Raw genomic sequence first — 16684 nt, 5'->3', positions numbered from 1 at the left:
TGCTCTCTACCATTTCGAGAGTGAAGACAGTGGCTCGGGGTCAGGCGAATTCGGGTGAAGCGCTGCTTCGCCAGATGGCCGTCCGCCGCCGCCGTGAGAATGTGATGGTCGCCGTGCTGGCCGTGCTGGCGGTGCTCGGCGGCGGGCACGCGATCTTCAGTGTCTTCCAGACGGATCCGCCCGGGCCGTCCGACGAATCTACGGTTTCTATCGTCGGCCACGCAGAATTGGTCGGGTCCTTCGGTCAACAGTTCGTGATGACCTATCTCACCGCTACCTCAGGGCAACAGGAGAAGATCGGTGAGTTCGTCGGCGCGGGCAGCCAGATTGCCTTGCCGTCGACCCCGCGACACGCGTCCGATCCGGTCATCGTCTACACCTCGCGTGAGCGGTCCGGTGGTGGTTTCGAAATCTGGGCCGTCACAATATCTGTTCGAGTAGCCAAAGGCGCGGTGGTTACCGCTGCCGACACGCGGCAGTACTACCGGGTCGCGGTGTCGCTGTCCGACGGGCGATTACGAGCACTATCGATTCCCGCGGTGATCGAGCCTCCCGCCAAAGGGTCGGATCTGGCCTTGGCGTATTCCTCGCCATGTGCGGCGGATACTCCGCTCTCCCAAGTGGCGGCGGGTTTTCTCGGGGCCCTCCTGGCCGGATCCGGCGATGTGGGTCGATACGTCACCCAGGACTCGGGGATCACGGCGCTGAAACCGTCCCCGTTGACCGCCGTCGAGCTTGTCTCCGCTACCACCGACGACAACAACTGCGGCAACGGCAAACCACAAGCGAAGGTGCTGGCCACGGTCAATCCGAAGGGTGATGGGGGCGCTATGGCCTCCCTGGCCTACCCGCTGTCGATGATCCGCAACGGTGGGCAATGGCAGGTGCAGTCCATCGATCCGGTACCGGCACTGACGAATCCGCTGACTCTGGTCGCTGGACAGGATTCCCGTGGTGGAGGTAACAGCACCTCGACCACGCCGCCCTCGACGTCGGTGCAAATCCCGCCGGCGAAACAGAATTGATCAGAGAAGAGGCAGTTCAATGGGTAGTTTCAGCATAATCCTCTACAGCTTCCTGATGTGGTTTCGCTGGATAGGCACCATCGCGCTGACCATCATCATCATGTTCTGGCTGGTGTCCGTGGCGGCGAGTTCGAAACTGTCCCTTCCCAAGGTCCTCGGGGTCGTCGGATCGGGGATAATCGCGGTGGTTATGTTCTGGATTTTGCCGACGGTCGTCAACTATGCGCGTTCGGACGCGAACATTATTGTTCCTGACCATCCGATCGGCAGCTATCGGTGACCAAGGTGATCAAGGTGTTCACGCCGATCAAACGTGTTCCCACGGTGATCGGCAAGTCGACGAACGGGCAAAAGCTGCCGTTCGGCCCGTACACCTTGCCACAGGTCGCCGCCGCGATCGTGCTGATAGTCATGACATCAGTGTTCGCCATGACTTTTCCCGTCAATCCTGCGGTGACATTCGCTACGGGGCTGGTCATCAGCATCGTGATCGTCTTCGCCATCGGGTTGGTGCCCTACACCGGTGTGCGTATCACTTCGCGGGCACTGTGGATGATTCGGCTGATTGTCATTCGTAAACCTGTGTCTGCATCCGGTATGCCGATCAACGCCGAATCGGCGCGGGATGCCGTGTTCGTCGACGAATCGGTAGTCCTGGTCCTGCCCAACCGGCAATCGGCGATCGAGCCGTCACCCGGGGTAATGGCGGATGCGCGGTTACTCGAGCTGGTTGCGGCGGGCAGTAGTGATGCCCGTGCGGCATCGGAAGGGCGGAACTGATGGCCTTCGGACGGGATTTGCAGCCCACCGCGGCGATTCGCGGGAATCTGCAATTCACCAATTCGGGCTTGGTCACCGCGACCTATTTCATCAGCCCGCTCGGCTACGGATTGCGCAAGGCCGCCGACAAACATGACGTGCGCAGCTCCCATCACGCCCTGATCAACAGCCTGCCGAATGGTTCACTGCTGCTCGGTATTCAAGCGGGGCTCAACACACTCGATGTGCTGACCAAGATGGTGGAGGGAGTCGACCTCGACGAATGCGAGGACTACGCCGACGAAGTGGTCGCTTCCTTCGAGCGGGTGCGCGCGATCGAGCCGCAGACCCGGATCTTCTTGCTCTCGATCCCGGTCGGCGCCACCAATCCAGGGATCTCCGCGATTTCCCGGGTGTGGCGCGGTAGTACCTCGACGATCGACGCGACGGCGATCGCGCGCGCCGACTTGGACGGCTACGACGAGAAGGCGAATGAGATCCTCTCGCGAATCGGTAGCGACTTCGTCCCGGTCCCGGTGCCTGCGGCGCTGTTCCAGTGGTTGTGGGAGCACTACTTGTCGCGTGGCGCGGCGGGCGACCCGGTCGCACCCACGCGAGCAGGTGTCCTCGACGATGCGACCGCGGCGGTGTTTCGTTCCGCAGCACTCGATGAAGGCGCGCAAGCCGAAAGTAATCGTCGGATCCGGCCGTCTTTCATCCCGGTGATCAAGGTGGTCCAGCCCGATTTCGAGTATCGGCCTTCCTATCAGGCGATGCTCACGCCGCATTCATTCCCGTACGGGGGCATGATGTTTCCCGGCGGCAGTGAATTCTTGAACATCCTCGATGGGTTTCCCGACGTCACCATCGACTGGGGGATGCGGGTATCGATCAAGCCCGCTGACCAAGTGCTGAAGAACAATGAGCTGAACCTGCGGCGCCTCGGTGAGCAGATGGATCAACGGGACCAGGAGATCTCGTTCGCGCAGAATACGCTGACGTCGAAGGCGCAGATGCTCGGTGAGTACAACCAGCATTTCGAGGTGAACAGCGGCGAGTCGGAGGTGTCGTTCACCACCGTGATCGCCATCGGCGGCGCTACGCGCGAGATCACGATGGACGCGGTCAACTCACTGAAACGCCGATACAAGCGTTTTCAGGTCGAAATGATAGCGCCTGTCGGCACACAGGTCGACCTGTGGTCGATGCTGGTTCCCGGCAGCCCGCCTCGGCGGGCTTTCGACGACTTCGCGCACATCATCCCCTCGGACATGTGGGCTGGGTTCGTCCCGTTCACCACCAGCCAGATCGGTGACGACAGCGGTCCGGTGATCGGGGTCAATCTGATGTCCGGCAACTTCGAGCCGATCCACTTCGGCATCATGGAGGCCGCGCTGCACGACTTCTCCGCGTCATTCGCGGTGACCGGCGAACTCGGTTCGGGCAAGTCGTATTTCCTGAAGCTCATGGCGGTGCTCGTCCACGACATGGGTGGCCAGTTCCTCGCCATCGACCGCAGTCAGGTGGGTGAATGGGCACATTTCGCGTCCGCCATCGATGACGCCGTCGTTATCGATCTGTCGAACCCGACGGTGTCGTTGGATCCGTTGCGCCTGTTCCATCCCCGGATCGCGGGCGAGCGCGCGCTGGACTCGATTCTGCCGCTGCTCGACCTGTCGCCGACCTCGGGCGCGGGCGCCGCGATCAGCAACTTGCTGGCGCCCAAAGGTATAGCCGAACATGGCATTCGGAGCCTGCTCGATCTCTTCCACACCGTCCAGCGGCTCCGTGACCAATCCGGGAGCAGCGCAGAGGAGTATGCCGACCTCGCTTCTCGGCTCGGCACCATTGTCGACCGGATGCCGGTGCTCTTCGACCCCAAGTTGCGACCACTGCGGCTCACCGCCGCCGCGACTGTTGTCCGTAGCCACGGCCTGGCATTGCCGACAGCCGAGGAACTCATCACCCCGCACCTCTACAACCGATTGCCACTGACAAAGCGACTTGGCACCGCGCTCTACGAGTTGGTCGGCGTCGCGGCGAGGGAGGCGTTCCTCAGCGACAACGGCAGGTTCGGACTGCTGGTCGGCGACGAGGCGCACCATTTCACACAGACCCAGGTCGGCTCCGCGGTGACCTCCGACTTCAGCCGCGACGGTCGTAAGCACCTGGCCGCCATCGGCCTGGCCTCCCACGATCCCGCCACCGACTTCCAAGGCGCGGCACACAATCTCATCCCGAACCGGTTCATCTTCCGTCAGCGCGATGAAACGCTGGCGCGCAACAGTTTGGAATGGCTCGGCGTCGATCTGGATGAATCACCTTTTCTGCTGCAGATCTTGCGAGAAGAGACCTCCCCGCCGGTTGGTGCCGGACGTCAGGTGCCCGAAGAGCGGCGCGGCGAGATGTTCATGCGTGACGCGCTGAACCGGATCGGTCGCGGCAAGGTGCTCGGGCCGGCCCGCCCCGACCGGGCTGCCGCGATCACCAGCACGCCGACCAGCGGCAGCGACGGCCGTAACGAGTTGTCGCGACGACAGACTGTCTCATGACCGGCAGCGGCGGTCGGGGCTCTCGATTGCAGACCTTCAGGGTGTATTGGTCGCAAGGACGCTGGGAGCACTGGGATACGGAGCAGTGGACTCCGTGGGCGGTGTATCGCAGGGGACGGAACTGGGTTGCCGCGACTCGTCGTAGGCGCTGGACGGCATGGGTTCTCGGGATTTTCCTCGGTTTGATCGTGCTTCCCGGAATTTTCGGTGCGATAACGATCGCTACCGCGCAGAGCACTGGGACGGCCACGGCGTCGTCGAGCAACCTCGGGGCCAGCTGGACCAATGTGCGGGACAGCTCCGGCGTACCTGTTGCGAACTATCCGTTCGCCTCCGACCACGGTGGAATATTCAGTCCGCTGAATTCCGTTCTGTATTTTTCGATCAGTTCGGTACTGGTGTTCTGGGTGAACGTCGAGGTTCTCGGGATCTGGGGCTGGGGATTGGTCATGGAACTCCGGTTTCTCGATCCGTTCACTGGGATACTGCATAGGATATCCGATAATCTGAACTCGGTGATCGGTACTCCGGTCCTGTTCATTGTGTGTGCAACGGTCGGCGGTAGTGTTGTCGCGTATGCCATAATCAGGGGCCTACACGCAAGGGCGACAATGCAGGTCGTGATGATGTTCCTGGTCGCTATTGCTGGACCTACATTCCTTGCTGATCCTCTCGGTGAAGTGATTTCGCCCAACGGAGTGCTTGCTCAGAGTCGTAATGTAGGTATCGAGGTCGCGGCCGGGTTGAATGGTGATTCTAATCCAAATCCGGATCAGCTGATCGCCGCTATGCAAAAGAGTATGGCCGATAATTTCATTCGGCTCCCTTTGCAGTTTATTAACTTCGGGCATGTGACGGATGTCCGGCCGGCGTGCAAAGCCGCGTGGTCGGCCGGTGCGATGGCTGGAGATGAAGGCCGGATCAAAAGCGGCATGAAATCGTGTGATCCTGCTGCATATGCAGCCACTCAGAATCCCACTTTCGGTCAGCTCGGTGGTGCTATTCTGATGTTGTTCCTCTCGATTCTGCAAGTTATCTTCAGAGTCAAGAGATTGTTCCAAGTCGTCGTCTTGGTATTCTATGCGATTGCCCACTCTTTTGTTGCGGCGGTTGGATTTCTTTCGTTCGGGCTGATTTACGGTGCGCAGAACCTACTGATCAAGAGCCTCGTCCACTCCGTTTTCGCTGGATTCAAGGTGGGAGCGATCTGCGGGCTTCTCGGCCTCCAAATGCTTGTCCTCAATGCCGTATTTCAACAGGCTAACGGGCAGGTCATAATGGTTATCCTTCTGGCGACGGCAGTCGAGGTCATCTTCAACAAAATGTCCAACGATATGAAGGAGAACTTCGACAGGGGTAGCGCCAAGGTGGCGAATTGGTTCGGGCTTGCAGCCCAAGGCTCCGGTGGTGGCGGAGGCGGCGGAACGGCCTTGGGGTTGGGGACGTCCGGTGCTGCGGGTAAAGCGCACCCAGGGTTGCTCTCTCGGATCAACAGTGACGTCAATACGCTCGGCGGCTCGATATTGATGCAAAATATCATGGGCAACCCAGGCTTCTTGAGGAGGGGCTCGAGGGAGGAGGCTAAGCAGCGCAGGGAGAAGCTGAAGTATGTGGGCGATCCATCGTGGGAGATGTCGAACCGGCAATCTATGCGGAAATGGAACGTGTTTGCCGATGCTGCTCGCGGGAATTTCACTGTATTCGGTGGCAAGGAAACCATGAGAGGTGTTGCGTCGGGTATTCGGGGAGTTCTCGACAGGGATGGCGGTTTGGCCGACGTTCCCGGAGCGTTCTTAGGCGCGAAATGGCGTGACATGGATATGGTTGATGCGGGTCAGCACGCCTGGGTGGTCGCCATGGCGAACGCGAATGAGGGTGCCTATCAATTCGAGCATCTCGGCTTCGTGACGTCGGCGATGCAACAGGCACATCTGGCGGCTCAGAACATTGTTGATAACGATGACAACTCGCGTCTGGCGCACTATCGGGCAGCGGCTAACCTTTCGGTGCTGGAACAGGCGGTATTTGCATACAACAGGGAGAACGGTTATTCGGTCAACCTCCAACCTCATGAGGAGGCTTTCGTCAAGCAATATTGGAATCGGGACGGTGACGGCGCTTGGAGTACTGAGGAGAGAATGGGCCATATCCGAACCTTGGCGGATTTGGGGAACAGCAAGATTAATCGGACGGTAGATGAGCATGGGGTTCCGACTGACGGCGCGCTCAAAGACATGACACGGCTGAGCCTAGCGGGGCTATCCGACATGACCCCTGAGGATGCCGTACGAATCCAAAAGCGGCTTAACTCGGGTCACGCAGGGAGGATAACGACGGCCTCCGCGACACTTACGGAAACTCCTGAAGATCGCCAGCTCTTCAGGGATCTACGTTGGGAGGTCTTCGATGCCGGCCAGCTGTCTGCGGGACTGAAGGGCGTATCGGTAGGGGACAAGCTCCCACCCCCTGACAGGAGAGCTCCCCTCACCGACGATGAAAAGTCCAAACATGCAATACGGATGGCTGCGGTCGGTGAGATGATGCGCAAGAATCCCCATCTTCGCGGTCGGTGATCGATGAGGCTGCCCAGTCTTCGTATAATCGGGTTCGCTGCTGCCGGACGCCGACGTGGACGAGGGTCCGTGACATCGTTCGTTGTTCGTCTCGTCAGCCTCTGGGTTCTTCCGGGCTGGGCGGTCGTACTGTTGGCGTTCGCCTCCACCGGCTTCACGGTGCTGGCCATGGCGGTAGTCCTCGTGGTCAGTGCCATAAACTCGCCCGCTTCCGCCGATCTGTATTACCAATGCGATAGTGCGGTGGGCCCGGACCCGGCGAACACCGTGACGGTGGCAGTCCCCGCCCCGGCCCGGGATAGACCACGGGCAAGCGGATCCAGCAGCGGCACGAGCACTTCCGCGGCGCCGACGACCAATCCTTACGCGGAGCTGACGATCGCGTCCGATGACACCAACGCCTCCGCCTGGCAGCGCGCGTGTGTCTCGGCGATGAAGTCCGCGCCCTATCAGCTCGAGCCACTGCTGACCGGCAATGACGGTGTGGCTGCCGAGTGCGCTCGCGAACTGGCTCTCGGCGGGCTGTCCGCATCGAGTGTTGTCGGCGGGGCGGGTTCGGATGGTTCGACCGGTCCGATCGATTCCGCCGCGATGACGAGGTCGCTGATCTATCAGGCATCGGCCGCAGCATTGACCGGTCGCTGCGAACGATCCGTCGGACTCGCATCCGCGCCGAGTGCTCCGGTGGCTCCCTTGGCTGGGGGAGGCTCGGCGCAAAGTACCGGGGCCGCCGCAGAGGCGTGCGGCAGACCGATCACCGGAACCGTTGTGACCCTGCCGAATGCTCTTGCGGAGCAGGGTGTGTGTGGTCAGCGAGTGGATCTGTCCGCGGTGTCGGCGGGAGATCTGATTTTCTGGGACTACCGTGACAGCGCACCGACGCACGTCGGCGTCGCCACCGGCGGTACCCAGCTCGTCACGATCGATCCGATATCCGGAAGGTTCGTGCAGCAGTCGATGCCGACCGCGAACGATGTCCGCGCAAAGCGGGTGCTGGGAGGCGGAGTGTGACGAGTACGGAAGTGTGGCCGCAACCGGATTCCGAGGTCGGCGGCGAAGAAGACGGGGAAAATGGGTCGTCTGGTCCGGTTACGCCGTGGTCGGCGCAAACGGGGCACAAACAGGGCCGTCCGCGTCTAGGCGCGCCGGTCGCGCCTGGTGCACCGATCAATCCGACGCAACCGGGTGTGACGACGCCGCCGGGTCGCAACGAGACACCGTTGGGAGCGCCTGGTCAGGGTGGTGTGAAGCCTGGTACACCCGCCACCGCACCCCCCAGCAGCGCCCCACCGAATACACCGCCACCTGGTCAGTCTGCGCCTGCCGCGGCCCCACCCGCCCCCGCCGCGGCCCCTGCTGCCGCACCGCCCTCGGGTGGTCGCGCAACCCACGATCAAGCTCCCCCGCCCGAACCGTTGATCGACGCCGACATGGTCGAGAAGGCCATGCCCGCCGCGATGATGGCCGGGACCATGGCCATGTCCGCGCTCCCCATGATCGCCTCCGCCCTGGCCGGGCTACTCGGCGGCGGTGGTGGCGGCGGCGGAGGAGGAGCCGCGCCGGTCGCGGAAACCCCCACCGGACAACTGTCCCCGGAATCCCAACACGCACTCGAAGTCCTCCACAAGCTCGCCAAGGTTTACGGCGACGGTGAGACCACCGACCCCGAAATCAAAGCCCTCCGCAAAGAACTCGGCGTCACCCCCAGCAGCAAAACCGGCACCGGCAAAACCTCCGGTTCGGTCAAAGCACGGCGGCTGTATCAGCGCACCGCCGCGACCGCGTTCAACAACCTCGACAACCAACTCCTCAACTACGTCACCAAAATCGCGGGCACCAACAAAGTCGACAAGAAAGCCGTCATCGGACTGATCCGGGAAGTCAACGTCGCACTCGCCGAACTCGGACCACAGGCCTACACCAAACAAGGCCAGCAAAAAGTCCGCCAAATCCTCACCGCCGCACTGCAAAAAGCCCAAACCATCGTCTCCGGCGGCAACACCAACGCCACCGACACCGCCAACGCCATCAACGAGCTCAGCAAGCAGTACATCTACAACCTCGCAGGCAAAAATTACACACCAGTGGCTGGGAGCGCCGGCGGCTCGGCTGCGGCGCAACGGGCGATCCAAGTTGCGCTGGCCCAGACCGGGAAGCCCTATGTGCTGGGCGACGAGGGACCGAATTCCTTCGATTGCTCCGGCCTGATGCAATATGCCGCTGCTGCCGCCGGTGTCCAGCTGCCTCGGGTGTCACAGGATCAGTATCGGCTATTGCCCCAGGTCAACCCGGCGGATATTCAGCCTGGCGACCTGATCTTCCCAGCGGATTCGTTCGAGTCGTCTGGACTACCCGGGCACGTCATCATGTACATCGGGAACGGCCAATGCATTGCGGCGTCCAACCCCAGAGTGCCTATCGGCACGGTCCCCTTGCCCAATAACTTCCGTGCCACCCGTTGGACGCAGTAGCGAAGATCCAGCGATTCGGTAGCCGGTGCGGATCGACGTAACCGCCTACGGCGCAGGGCAATCCGAGTCAGTATCCGACGTAGCCGCCGCCGCTGCGCATCTGCACGATGCCCGGCACATTGCTGACCGAGCCGTAACGGTCGATGGAATAGCGCACGCCGGCAATGATGTTGTCGACCGGATTCCAGATGTCGCGATGCCCGGGCAACGCATAGGAGTTGAAGGTCGGGTCGATGGTCTGCATCAAACCCTTCGACGGGATCCCGGCGGCGGCGTTGCTGTCCCACAGGTTGATCGCATTCGGATTGCCGCCGGACTCGTGCTGGATGATCGCGGCAATGTCGGCGGGATCAATCTGACGTGTGTCGTAGCCGTTTTGACGCAGGATCTGCATGGCCTCGTTGATCCATTGCCCCTGCTGCCCGGCGGGCCGGGTGCGCGGTGGTCCGCTGCGGGGGCCGCGCGTATCGGGATGGGATGCGCGCCGCGCCGGGCGTGGTCTGGCCGGGCGCGAATCCTTCATATATCGGTCGGCCAGGGCGGCGACCCGGTCGGCGGTGATCGCCGCTGCCGCCTGTCCTTGTCCGAGAACATTTCCGGCACGGTGCAACGCGTTGCCCAAGGTGGCGATCAGAAGGTTGCGGCCTGCCGCGGTGTCTTGGACGCTGCCCAATGCAGTCAGTGCGGTATTGACCTCGGCGATGATCGACCCCATGGCCGCGCGCCCTTGGACGGTGTTGTCGACGGCACCGTCGAGGATGCGTCCGAGTTCAGTGTTCAGCGCTTGCGTGGCATCGACTTTTCCAGCGGTGTTGTGGTTGTTCGCCGCGTACTGCGATCCGGTCATGCCATCCCACGCCACCGGCCCGGTCGGGCGTCCATCCGAGATGTCCGGTGGGCGGTCGGTCTGCCCGGTGTCGGCGGTGGGAGCGCCGTCGCCGTATTGGGCGGCGATCGCGGCGATCGCTCCCAGCGCGGGGGCCGCGATGGCGGGGGCTCCGGCCCACGCGGCCGCATCGGGTCGCGCAGAGGAAGTCGATCCTGTTGTGCTAGTGGATGAGTCGGCAGCCAGCGGGGGAAGTGGTCCTCGTGCGGTGGCTGTTGCCGGGGGCGCGGGTGCGGCGGAGGTCGCTGCCGGTGTCGGTACCGGCGGCGGGATCTTGGCTTGATTGTGGCGTGCGGTTTTCTTCGTAGGACGCCGAGGCGCCGTGGTCGTCGCGCTCACGCGAGCGTCACGGGCCTCATCTGTGCCGGGCTCCAGCGAATCCCGATTCGGCGTCGGCATCAGTGCGGCACATTCAGGAGGCCGGCGCGAACGGCCAGGACATCGGGCATATTGCCGACCGAACGGTCGCGGTTGACGGCGCATCCGACGCCTGCGGCGATATTGTGGACCGGATCGTAGATGTTGTTCAGCGCATGGTTTTCGAAAGCTGGTCCGGTGCTCTGCTTCACGCTGATCGCAATAGCTTCTTTATCGATCTTCCTGACATGATAGCCATTAGTCGCGTGAACGGCGATCACCTGTTGGATCCATTCTCGCATTGTGCCGCCCGTTGTTTGTGTTCGGAGTGTGAATGCGCTGGGTATGCATTTCTCTCTGTGGATGTCGTACAGGTATTTGCAGTGGATTTGCGGCCCGAGTCCGGTGACTGCTACGTCGACCTCGTGGATCAGTCCGACGACGGTTTTCTTGTCGATTATATTTGGTGCTGGTGACGGTGGCGATGTAGCGGCAGACTTCCAGTGCATGTTGGGATTCCGGCGAGAGTGGCCCAGCCTGGGTTTGCGCACCCGACGCGCCACTACAGTCGCCGCCACCGAGCAGCCCGGCCGGGGCGGAGGCGGTCATCGGAAGCGCGTCCATCGCCATGGTCCTGGCATCACGGCGGCGGACAGTGCCTTCACGACCATGTCGAAGTCGATCAAGAGTTCGGGCTCGGGTGCCCGATCGTGAGTCGCCCATCCAGCCGATGGTGGCGCTGCTGTGGCAGGATGCGCGACCGGTGCTGGCGGTGCTGCCACGGGTGGGGGCATCTCCATGCTGGTCACGACCCACCGTCCAGTGTTTGCCGCATGCGACAGTCCGGCATTCGGCGACGCTGGGTGCTCGCGTGGCGGGCGCCGGACGTGGTTCATCCGGTACTCCTCATAGTCTGTGGCTGGGAACCGCGTGACGGACAGGGCAATTCGTGCACGTCACGACCACTTATCCTCGCCGAGTCGGCCAGGTCGGACCTTCCCATCGTTGGGAATCACCGACAATTGGGCCGGTAGGTGGCCATCCGCATCGTCCAGGCAGGTGATCGAATGAAGATGTTCGGTATCAAGTTCGATATCGAGGATGCCCTTCAGACTGTTGTGACGGGTGCGGCGAGCGGTGTCGGCTTCTTCTTCGGCGGCCCGGTCGGTGGCGCGCTCGTCGGTGGTGCGGTGAGCGGCCTGTGGGCTGGCAGCGAAGCCCTGATTAATGGCAAGGGTCTCGGGGATGCTTTTTCCGAAGCAGGCGAGGCTGCAGTAATCGGCGGACTGGCCGGGGCTATACCGGGCGGTTTGGCGGGCGGCGGGGTCAGGGGGCTCCTTCACAGCGTTGGAGATGCGGGGGCCAGCATGGCGGCGCGCGCAGGCGGACTTGCGACAACGCGGCAAGCGCTGAACTTCATGGCGACAAATTCGATGCCTCGCTTGGGCTTGGGTGCTTTTACATCTAGTGTCGGTACTGCGGTAGCCAACAATTTGTATAGCCATTCGATGTTTGATGGTTCACCCCCCGCTGCTCCGGCGAAGGTGTGGCCCAAGGTTTTGCCAGTGACATGGCTTGATTCTTCTTCTTCGAAATCTACGAACGAGGGCGGTGTCGGTCCGATACCGAACGCGCCCCTGAAGAAGCCTGAAGACCGTCTCGCGCCGGCATAGGGGGTCGTTCGATGGAGATGTATCGAATGCTCATCCCTGATCTGGGTGTGATACAAACTGGTGTAAGAGATGGAATATATCCGCAGCAATATCAATTCGGAACATACACTCAGCAAATATACAAAGATGTGCACCGAGAATTCCTCGGCTGGTACAACAGTATGGGCAAGGACTCCAAAACGCCGCCCCCGACGATGCCGGTCGTGCCTCAGGTAAAGGATGTCGAAGCGGCCCATTTCGAGTCCTACGCCACTGTCGCGGGGAAACTGGAGCGGAAATTCCAACTTCTCCACGAGTCTGGCAAGAACTTGCCCGAGCTGATGAAGAAGACTGATTTGATCGGCCAAACGGGACAGAAGGAATTGAACCTTGTAGTGGAAAAGGTCTGCGACGCCGCGCCAACGGTTCCAGCTGGCGTTGTCGAGGGTGTTATCAAGATCGACGATCATATCTGGAACTATCTGATAACGGCGACGGACTTGGCAAAGGCCGCGCTCGACAAGGCGAAAGCGGCCACCTCTGAAGTCGGCGGAGCTATCGACCAGAACACCGCCGATATGAAGAAGTACCAAGATCTCTTGGACGCGAATAAGAAGCTGGAAGATGAGCTCAAGCGGCTGTCGGCCAACCCCCCGGTCTACCCGCCGGTGACCCCCACTCCGCCGGGAACGAACCCACCGCCTCTCGACCCGAATATCGAACTTCCTGGACTCGACGACCCTGGACTCGACCCCCCGGGACTCGACGACCCCTCGACTCCCGGAACTGATTATCCACCGGGCACCGACCCGACCTCCCCGGGTGGGGTCGGCAATCTCCCGGGAACGAACTCTCCGACGTCTCCGGGCGCGATGCAGGCGGGCTACCCTGGCGGGTCCGGCATAGGCGGCGGTATGGGCGACATAATGGGCCAGATGCTGCCGATGATGATGCAGCAGGCGATGATGCGGAATATGGCCGACCAGGATCTGAACAATCGGCGCGACGAGCTCGACCCTCGTTACCGCGACGAGCTGTACCCGCCCGCGGCTGTGGTCGCGCCGCCTGCGGCCGCGGCTCCGCCTGCCACGGCGGCTCCGGCGACTGTGCAGCCTGCGACGAATACGACGCCGCAGCCCGGTGCCGACTCCCAACAGCCTGCTGGTGGCCCGCCCGCGCGCGTACCTGGCGACGACGGAATGGTGCTGTACACGTACAAAGACGGTCGTACACAAAAGGTCTCGCCGATTGTGGCGCAGGCGCTCGATGCGGCGTTCGGCAATGCCAAATCCACCAGCGCGCAGAAGGCATACGAGAAGACGCCCGCCAAGTGGACCGACAACAAGCAGATCGGCGAGCGCGTCGATCCGTACCAGCTGATAACCGGCGATGTGGCGATTTGGGGTGGCGACCGCACGGCGCTGCTCGTGGTGTTCCCCGCCGACGACGGCGGCACCTTGGAGGCCATCCTCCGGGGCGAGTTGGTGCAGTTCGCAATGCAGATGTCCGATGATGATGCGGCGGCTCCGGGTACGCCTGGTGCACCGGGTACGCCTGGTGCACCGAGCACACCCGATGCACTCGGTACGCCTGATGCATCCGGCATGCCAGGGGAACCCGGCAAGCTGGGTGACCCCGGCAAACCTGAAGAGTCCCGTCCTGCGGGCGACTTCGGTGAGTTCAGTGGGTTCGCGCATCCGCGCGGTATCGATGTGACCGCGCCGACGGACGGCGGGGTCGCCCCCGCGACGGCGGCGCCGGCCGATCAGTCCGCGAGCGCGATGGTGCCGGCCGTCGCCGCGGGCTGATCGAGCGACGGGCGGGAGAGGAGGCGGCGATGGCGCTCGAAGTCGATGTGCATCAACTGGCTATCGAGGCATCGAAAGTGGCCGGAATGGCGCGTGACATCGGGACGGCGCTGCCTCGTGGCTGGGTGGTGCCCGCGGGCACCGATTCGATCTCGTCGCAGCATGTGCCGGCACTCAACGCAACGACGGCGGATGTGTTCAACGGAATCCGGGCGGCGCTCAACGATGTTCAGCGCTCCGCGCAGAAGGTCGGGCGTGCGGCAGAGGCTTACAGCACGGAAAACGACCGGGGCGCTCGCCTCGTGAACGGCAGTGGGGGCGAGCTGGTCCGCAATCCTGTCGATGAGTTGCATATATTCAAACAGCAGGACCCGCCGGTGTTGTCGTTCCCCTCGAGTGGCGACCCCGTCGATCCGCTGACGTTCGCCGAACAGTTGCACGATGGTCCCGGGCCGGGCGACGCGACCAAGTTCGCCGACTCGGTGCGAGGATTCGCCGGCGGCCCCTACGCCGTTGCCGTCGAGTTCGTCGATGGCGCGGCGCGAATGATGCAGAACTGGAAGCCGGTGGGTGCGGCGGCGGCCGCCGAGCTCGACCGGCACCGGGGCAAGCTGGATCAGCTCGGCACTCGCATGAAAACGCTGGCCGATGACGTCGACACCTATAGCAACGCGTTCCGCAGGGCGAAGGCCAAACACCCCACACCAGAGGAGATCAAGCGCGCGCGCAAGGAACTCGTCGCCGCGATCCGCTCGAAGAATCAGGCGAAGATTCAGAAGGCGCTGGCCAAGTTCGAGGAACAGAACGCTCGCTCGGCGGAGACTGTCACCGGATATGTCGCCGAGGTCGAGGAGAAGCTGCCCGCCGGTGACGGGCCGGGGAGCGGTACCGGTAACGGAAACGGCAACAACAACGGCGGCAACAACGGCGGCGGCAGCGATAACAGCATGCTCAACTCGTTGCTGCCGTTGATGAGCGCGATGTCCGGCATGGGACAGAACGCGCAGGATCAGGGATCTTTCGACGACCTGGGTGACTACGGCTACGAGGACTACGCGGATCTCGGGATTCCCAGCGGTCTGGGCGGCGGTGGTGGTGGCGGCGGCGGAGGAGGAGGTCTCGGTGCAGTGGATGCTCCGGAGATCCAGACCTTCGCCGCAGGCCCCTTGCCCGCGGTGACAGGCCCGCTCGCTACTGGAGCGGCCATGCCGCGCGCCCCGATGATGGATTCGCTCGGTACGGCGGCCTCGGGTGCGGCTCGAGGTGCGACGGGTGGCTCGCCGATGATGCCCTATATGCCGATGTCTCCGGGCATGGGCGGTGCGGGTGGCGGTAGCAACAACGACCGCAGCCGTGTGGTGGCGTGGCATCCCGACCGCCTGATGTATGTCGACGACACAGAACATACCGAGTTGGTGATCGGCGAACGGCCGACCATCGCCCCGACCGTGACGCCACCGACGCCGGGCCCGAGCAACCAGAACACATCCCAATCCGGAGGTAACGCATGAGTTCTATCCACCCCGATGTGCAGGCGGCGCTGGACGCCGCCCGCGATCTTCGGCATCGGATCGCCGATATGCGCGAACGGATCGACAGCATCCGCGCTCGGCGACCATCGCCGAGCGGTGGGGTCATCCCCGAGGTGGACGCGATGGGCAGGCTCACCGATCTCTATGTGGCTCCGGGTACCGCCGCTCGATTCACCAGTGCGGAACTGGTCGCCGAGGTCATGGCCGCTATCCGCGAGAGCACCGCTGACGCGGCACGCCAGTACCAGGTCATCATGAACACTCCGCCCGAGGAGATCGAGGCCGCCGCGGCCGCCGCGGCGGCGGGTCGGGCGTAATGACCACGCCGAGCGTGATGGCGGGGGCTGTCCCCGAGGTCACCGTCGCCGACACGGTGCGATGGCTGCACGAGGAGGGTCTCGTGCGGCTGGCCGGGGTCGCCGATCAGTCATCCGAGATCATCGTCGCCTACACGATCGATGTGGCGACCGGTACCGTCAACGCGCATCCTGCGACCGGAGGCGGTGCGGGCGCGGATGTGATGTCCTACGCCGCTGATGACCTGCCGCACCCCGTCGGCACGGCGAAGCGATTGGTCATCGTCGGTGTCACGACCGCGCAGACGCTGCTCGTTGTCGACCTGGCGACTACTCTCACCATCGCAATCAATGCCGACCGTCCCGCGGAAGCGGCGAGGTCCTGGGTAATGCAGCTGATGTTGAACCCAGAGGTCACCATCACAACCAACAGCGCCGACGTGGTGATCGGCAACAGCCAACGACTGCGCCAGAGTTTCATCCCCGGCGGCGGCGCGACCATCCTCAATGTCGACGACACCCGTCCACCACTGACGTCTGTCACCCTCAACCCCGCAAGCGACGGACCTGATCACCTGGATGTGGACGCCGACGGCACGGGGGAGATGTATCTCGGCGCTCGGTTCTGGCCGCTGAGCCACGTCATGTCCATCAAGGATGACGCGTGGTCCGCGCTCGCGACACGCCTTGAAGGCCCGGAAGGCGATCCTGCCGGACCGCCTTCGGACTACGCCTACAGATCCCAACCTGCCTAACGATCTCGGAGACAGTCG

15 protein-coding genes are annotated in these 16684 nt (G+C 62.8%); 11 read left to right on the top strand and 4 right to left on the bottom strand.

The features are described from left to right. Nucleotides 1-20 precede the first annotated feature (20 nt). The 7 genes from OHA42_RS32820 to OHA42_RS32790 all read left to right on the top strand — a co-directional run bounded on the left by OHA42_RS32820 (nucleotide 21) and on the right by OHA42_RS32790 (nucleotide 9380). On the top strand, nucleotides 21-1025 hold the full coding sequence (locus OHA42_RS32820) for a conjugal transfer protein (RefSeq protein ID WP_406231695.1): 1005 nt from the start codon (nucleotides 21-23) through the stop codon (nucleotides 1023-1025). 19 nt (nucleotides 1026-1044) lie between these two features. Next, entirely contained in the window at nucleotides 1045-1305 is a 261-nt protein-coding gene (locus tag OHA42_RS32815) for a hypothetical protein (protein WP_406231693.1), read from the top strand. Continuing rightward, nucleotides 1302-1805, top strand: coding sequence for a hypothetical protein (locus OHA42_RS32810; RefSeq protein ID WP_406231691.1), 504 nt, complete (start codon nucleotides 1302-1304; stop codon nucleotides 1803-1805). The genes OHA42_RS32815 and OHA42_RS32810 overlap by 4 nt, the downstream gene beginning before the upstream one ends. Beyond that, nucleotides 1805-4336, top strand: a complete 2532-nt coding sequence (locus OHA42_RS32805; RefSeq protein ID WP_406231689.1) for an ATP-binding protein — start codon at nucleotides 1805-1807, stop codon at nucleotides 4334-4336. Before OHA42_RS32810 ends, OHA42_RS32805 begins: the two co-directional genes overlap by 1 nt. Further along, the gene (locus tag OHA42_RS32800; RefSeq protein ID WP_406231687.1) at nucleotides 4333-6909 is read left to right on the top strand and encodes a hypothetical protein; all 2577 of its coding nucleotides are present in this window, start codon (nucleotides 4333-4335) and stop codon (nucleotides 6907-6909) included. The genes OHA42_RS32805 and OHA42_RS32800 overlap by 4 nt, the downstream gene beginning before the upstream one ends. Nucleotides 6910-6978: 69 nt before the next feature. Continuing rightward, nucleotides 6979-7920, top strand: coding sequence for a hypothetical protein (locus tag OHA42_RS32795; RefSeq protein WP_406231685.1), 942 nt, complete (start codon nucleotides 6979-6981; stop codon nucleotides 7918-7920). A 419-nt stretch (nucleotides 7921-8339) separates the two neighbouring features. Then, a complete protein-coding gene (locus OHA42_RS32790; protein ID WP_406231683.1) occupies nucleotides 8340-9380 on the top strand; it encodes a C40 family peptidase in 1041 nt (346 codons plus the stop codon). 67 nt (nucleotides 9381-9447) lie between these two features. Here OHA42_RS32790 and OHA42_RS32785 read toward each other — a convergent pair whose 3' ends face one another. The 4 genes from OHA42_RS32785 to OHA42_RS32770 form a co-directional block, all read right to left on the bottom strand. Continuing rightward, nucleotides 9448-10665 (bottom strand): transglycosylase SLT domain-containing protein, encoded by a 1218-nt coding sequence (locus tag OHA42_RS32785; protein WP_406231682.1) that lies wholly within the window; start codon nucleotides 10663-10665, stop codon nucleotides 9448-9450. Further along, a complete protein-coding gene (locus tag OHA42_RS32780) occupies nucleotides 10665-10904 on the bottom strand; it encodes a hypothetical protein (protein ID WP_406231680.1) in 240 nt (79 codons plus the stop codon). The genes OHA42_RS32785 and OHA42_RS32780 overlap by 1 nt, the downstream gene beginning before the upstream one ends. A gap of 675 nt (nucleotides 10905-11579) precedes the next feature. Further along, on the bottom strand, nucleotides 11580-11966 hold the full coding sequence (locus OHA42_RS32775) for a hypothetical protein (RefSeq protein ID WP_406231678.1): 387 nt from the start codon (nucleotides 11964-11966) through the stop codon (nucleotides 11580-11582). Continuing rightward, nucleotides 11963-12745 carry a hypothetical protein gene (locus OHA42_RS32770; protein ID WP_406231677.1) on the bottom strand — a complete coding sequence of 261 codons (783 nt, stop codon included), beginning with the start codon at nucleotides 12743-12745 and terminating at the stop codon, nucleotides 11963-11965. The genes OHA42_RS32775 and OHA42_RS32770 overlap by 4 nt, the downstream gene beginning before the upstream one ends. A gap of 30 nt (nucleotides 12746-12775) precedes the next feature. Here OHA42_RS32770 and OHA42_RS32765 point away from each other — a divergent pair, with 30 nt between their 5' ends. Genes OHA42_RS32765 through OHA42_RS32750 form a run of 4 tightly spaced genes read left to right on the top strand, consistent with a single transcriptional unit; the run spans nucleotide 12776 to nucleotide 16666 of the window. Next, on the top strand, nucleotides 12776-14083 hold the full coding sequence (locus OHA42_RS32765) for a hypothetical protein (RefSeq protein WP_406231675.1): 1308 nt from the start codon (nucleotides 12776-12778) through the stop codon (nucleotides 14081-14083). A 29-nt stretch (nucleotides 14084-14112) separates the two neighbouring features. Further along, a complete protein-coding gene (locus OHA42_RS32760; RefSeq protein WP_406231673.1) occupies nucleotides 14113-15594 on the top strand; it encodes a PPE domain-containing protein in 1482 nt (493 codons plus the stop codon). Then, nucleotides 15591-15932 (top strand): hypothetical protein, encoded by a 342-nt coding sequence (locus OHA42_RS32755; RefSeq protein WP_406231671.1) that lies wholly within the window; start codon nucleotides 15591-15593, stop codon nucleotides 15930-15932. The genes OHA42_RS32760 and OHA42_RS32755 overlap by 4 nt, the downstream gene beginning before the upstream one ends. After that, nucleotides 15932-16666: a hypothetical protein gene (locus OHA42_RS32750; protein WP_406231670.1), complete on the top strand. Its 735-nt coding sequence runs from the start codon at nucleotides 15932-15934 to the stop codon at nucleotides 16664-16666. Before OHA42_RS32755 ends, OHA42_RS32750 begins: the two co-directional genes overlap by 1 nt. The last annotated feature ends 18 nt before the right edge of the window (nucleotides 16667-16684 follow it).

Origin of the sequence: Nocardia sp. NBC_01009 (assembly GCF_045208035.1) — a bacterium.
Classification (GTDB): domain Bacteria; phylum Actinomycetota; class Actinomycetes; order Mycobacteriales; family Mycobacteriaceae; genus Nocardia.
The sequence above is the reverse complement of the archived record's forward strand: the minus strand, read 5'-3'. Positions and strand labels throughout refer to the sequence as shown.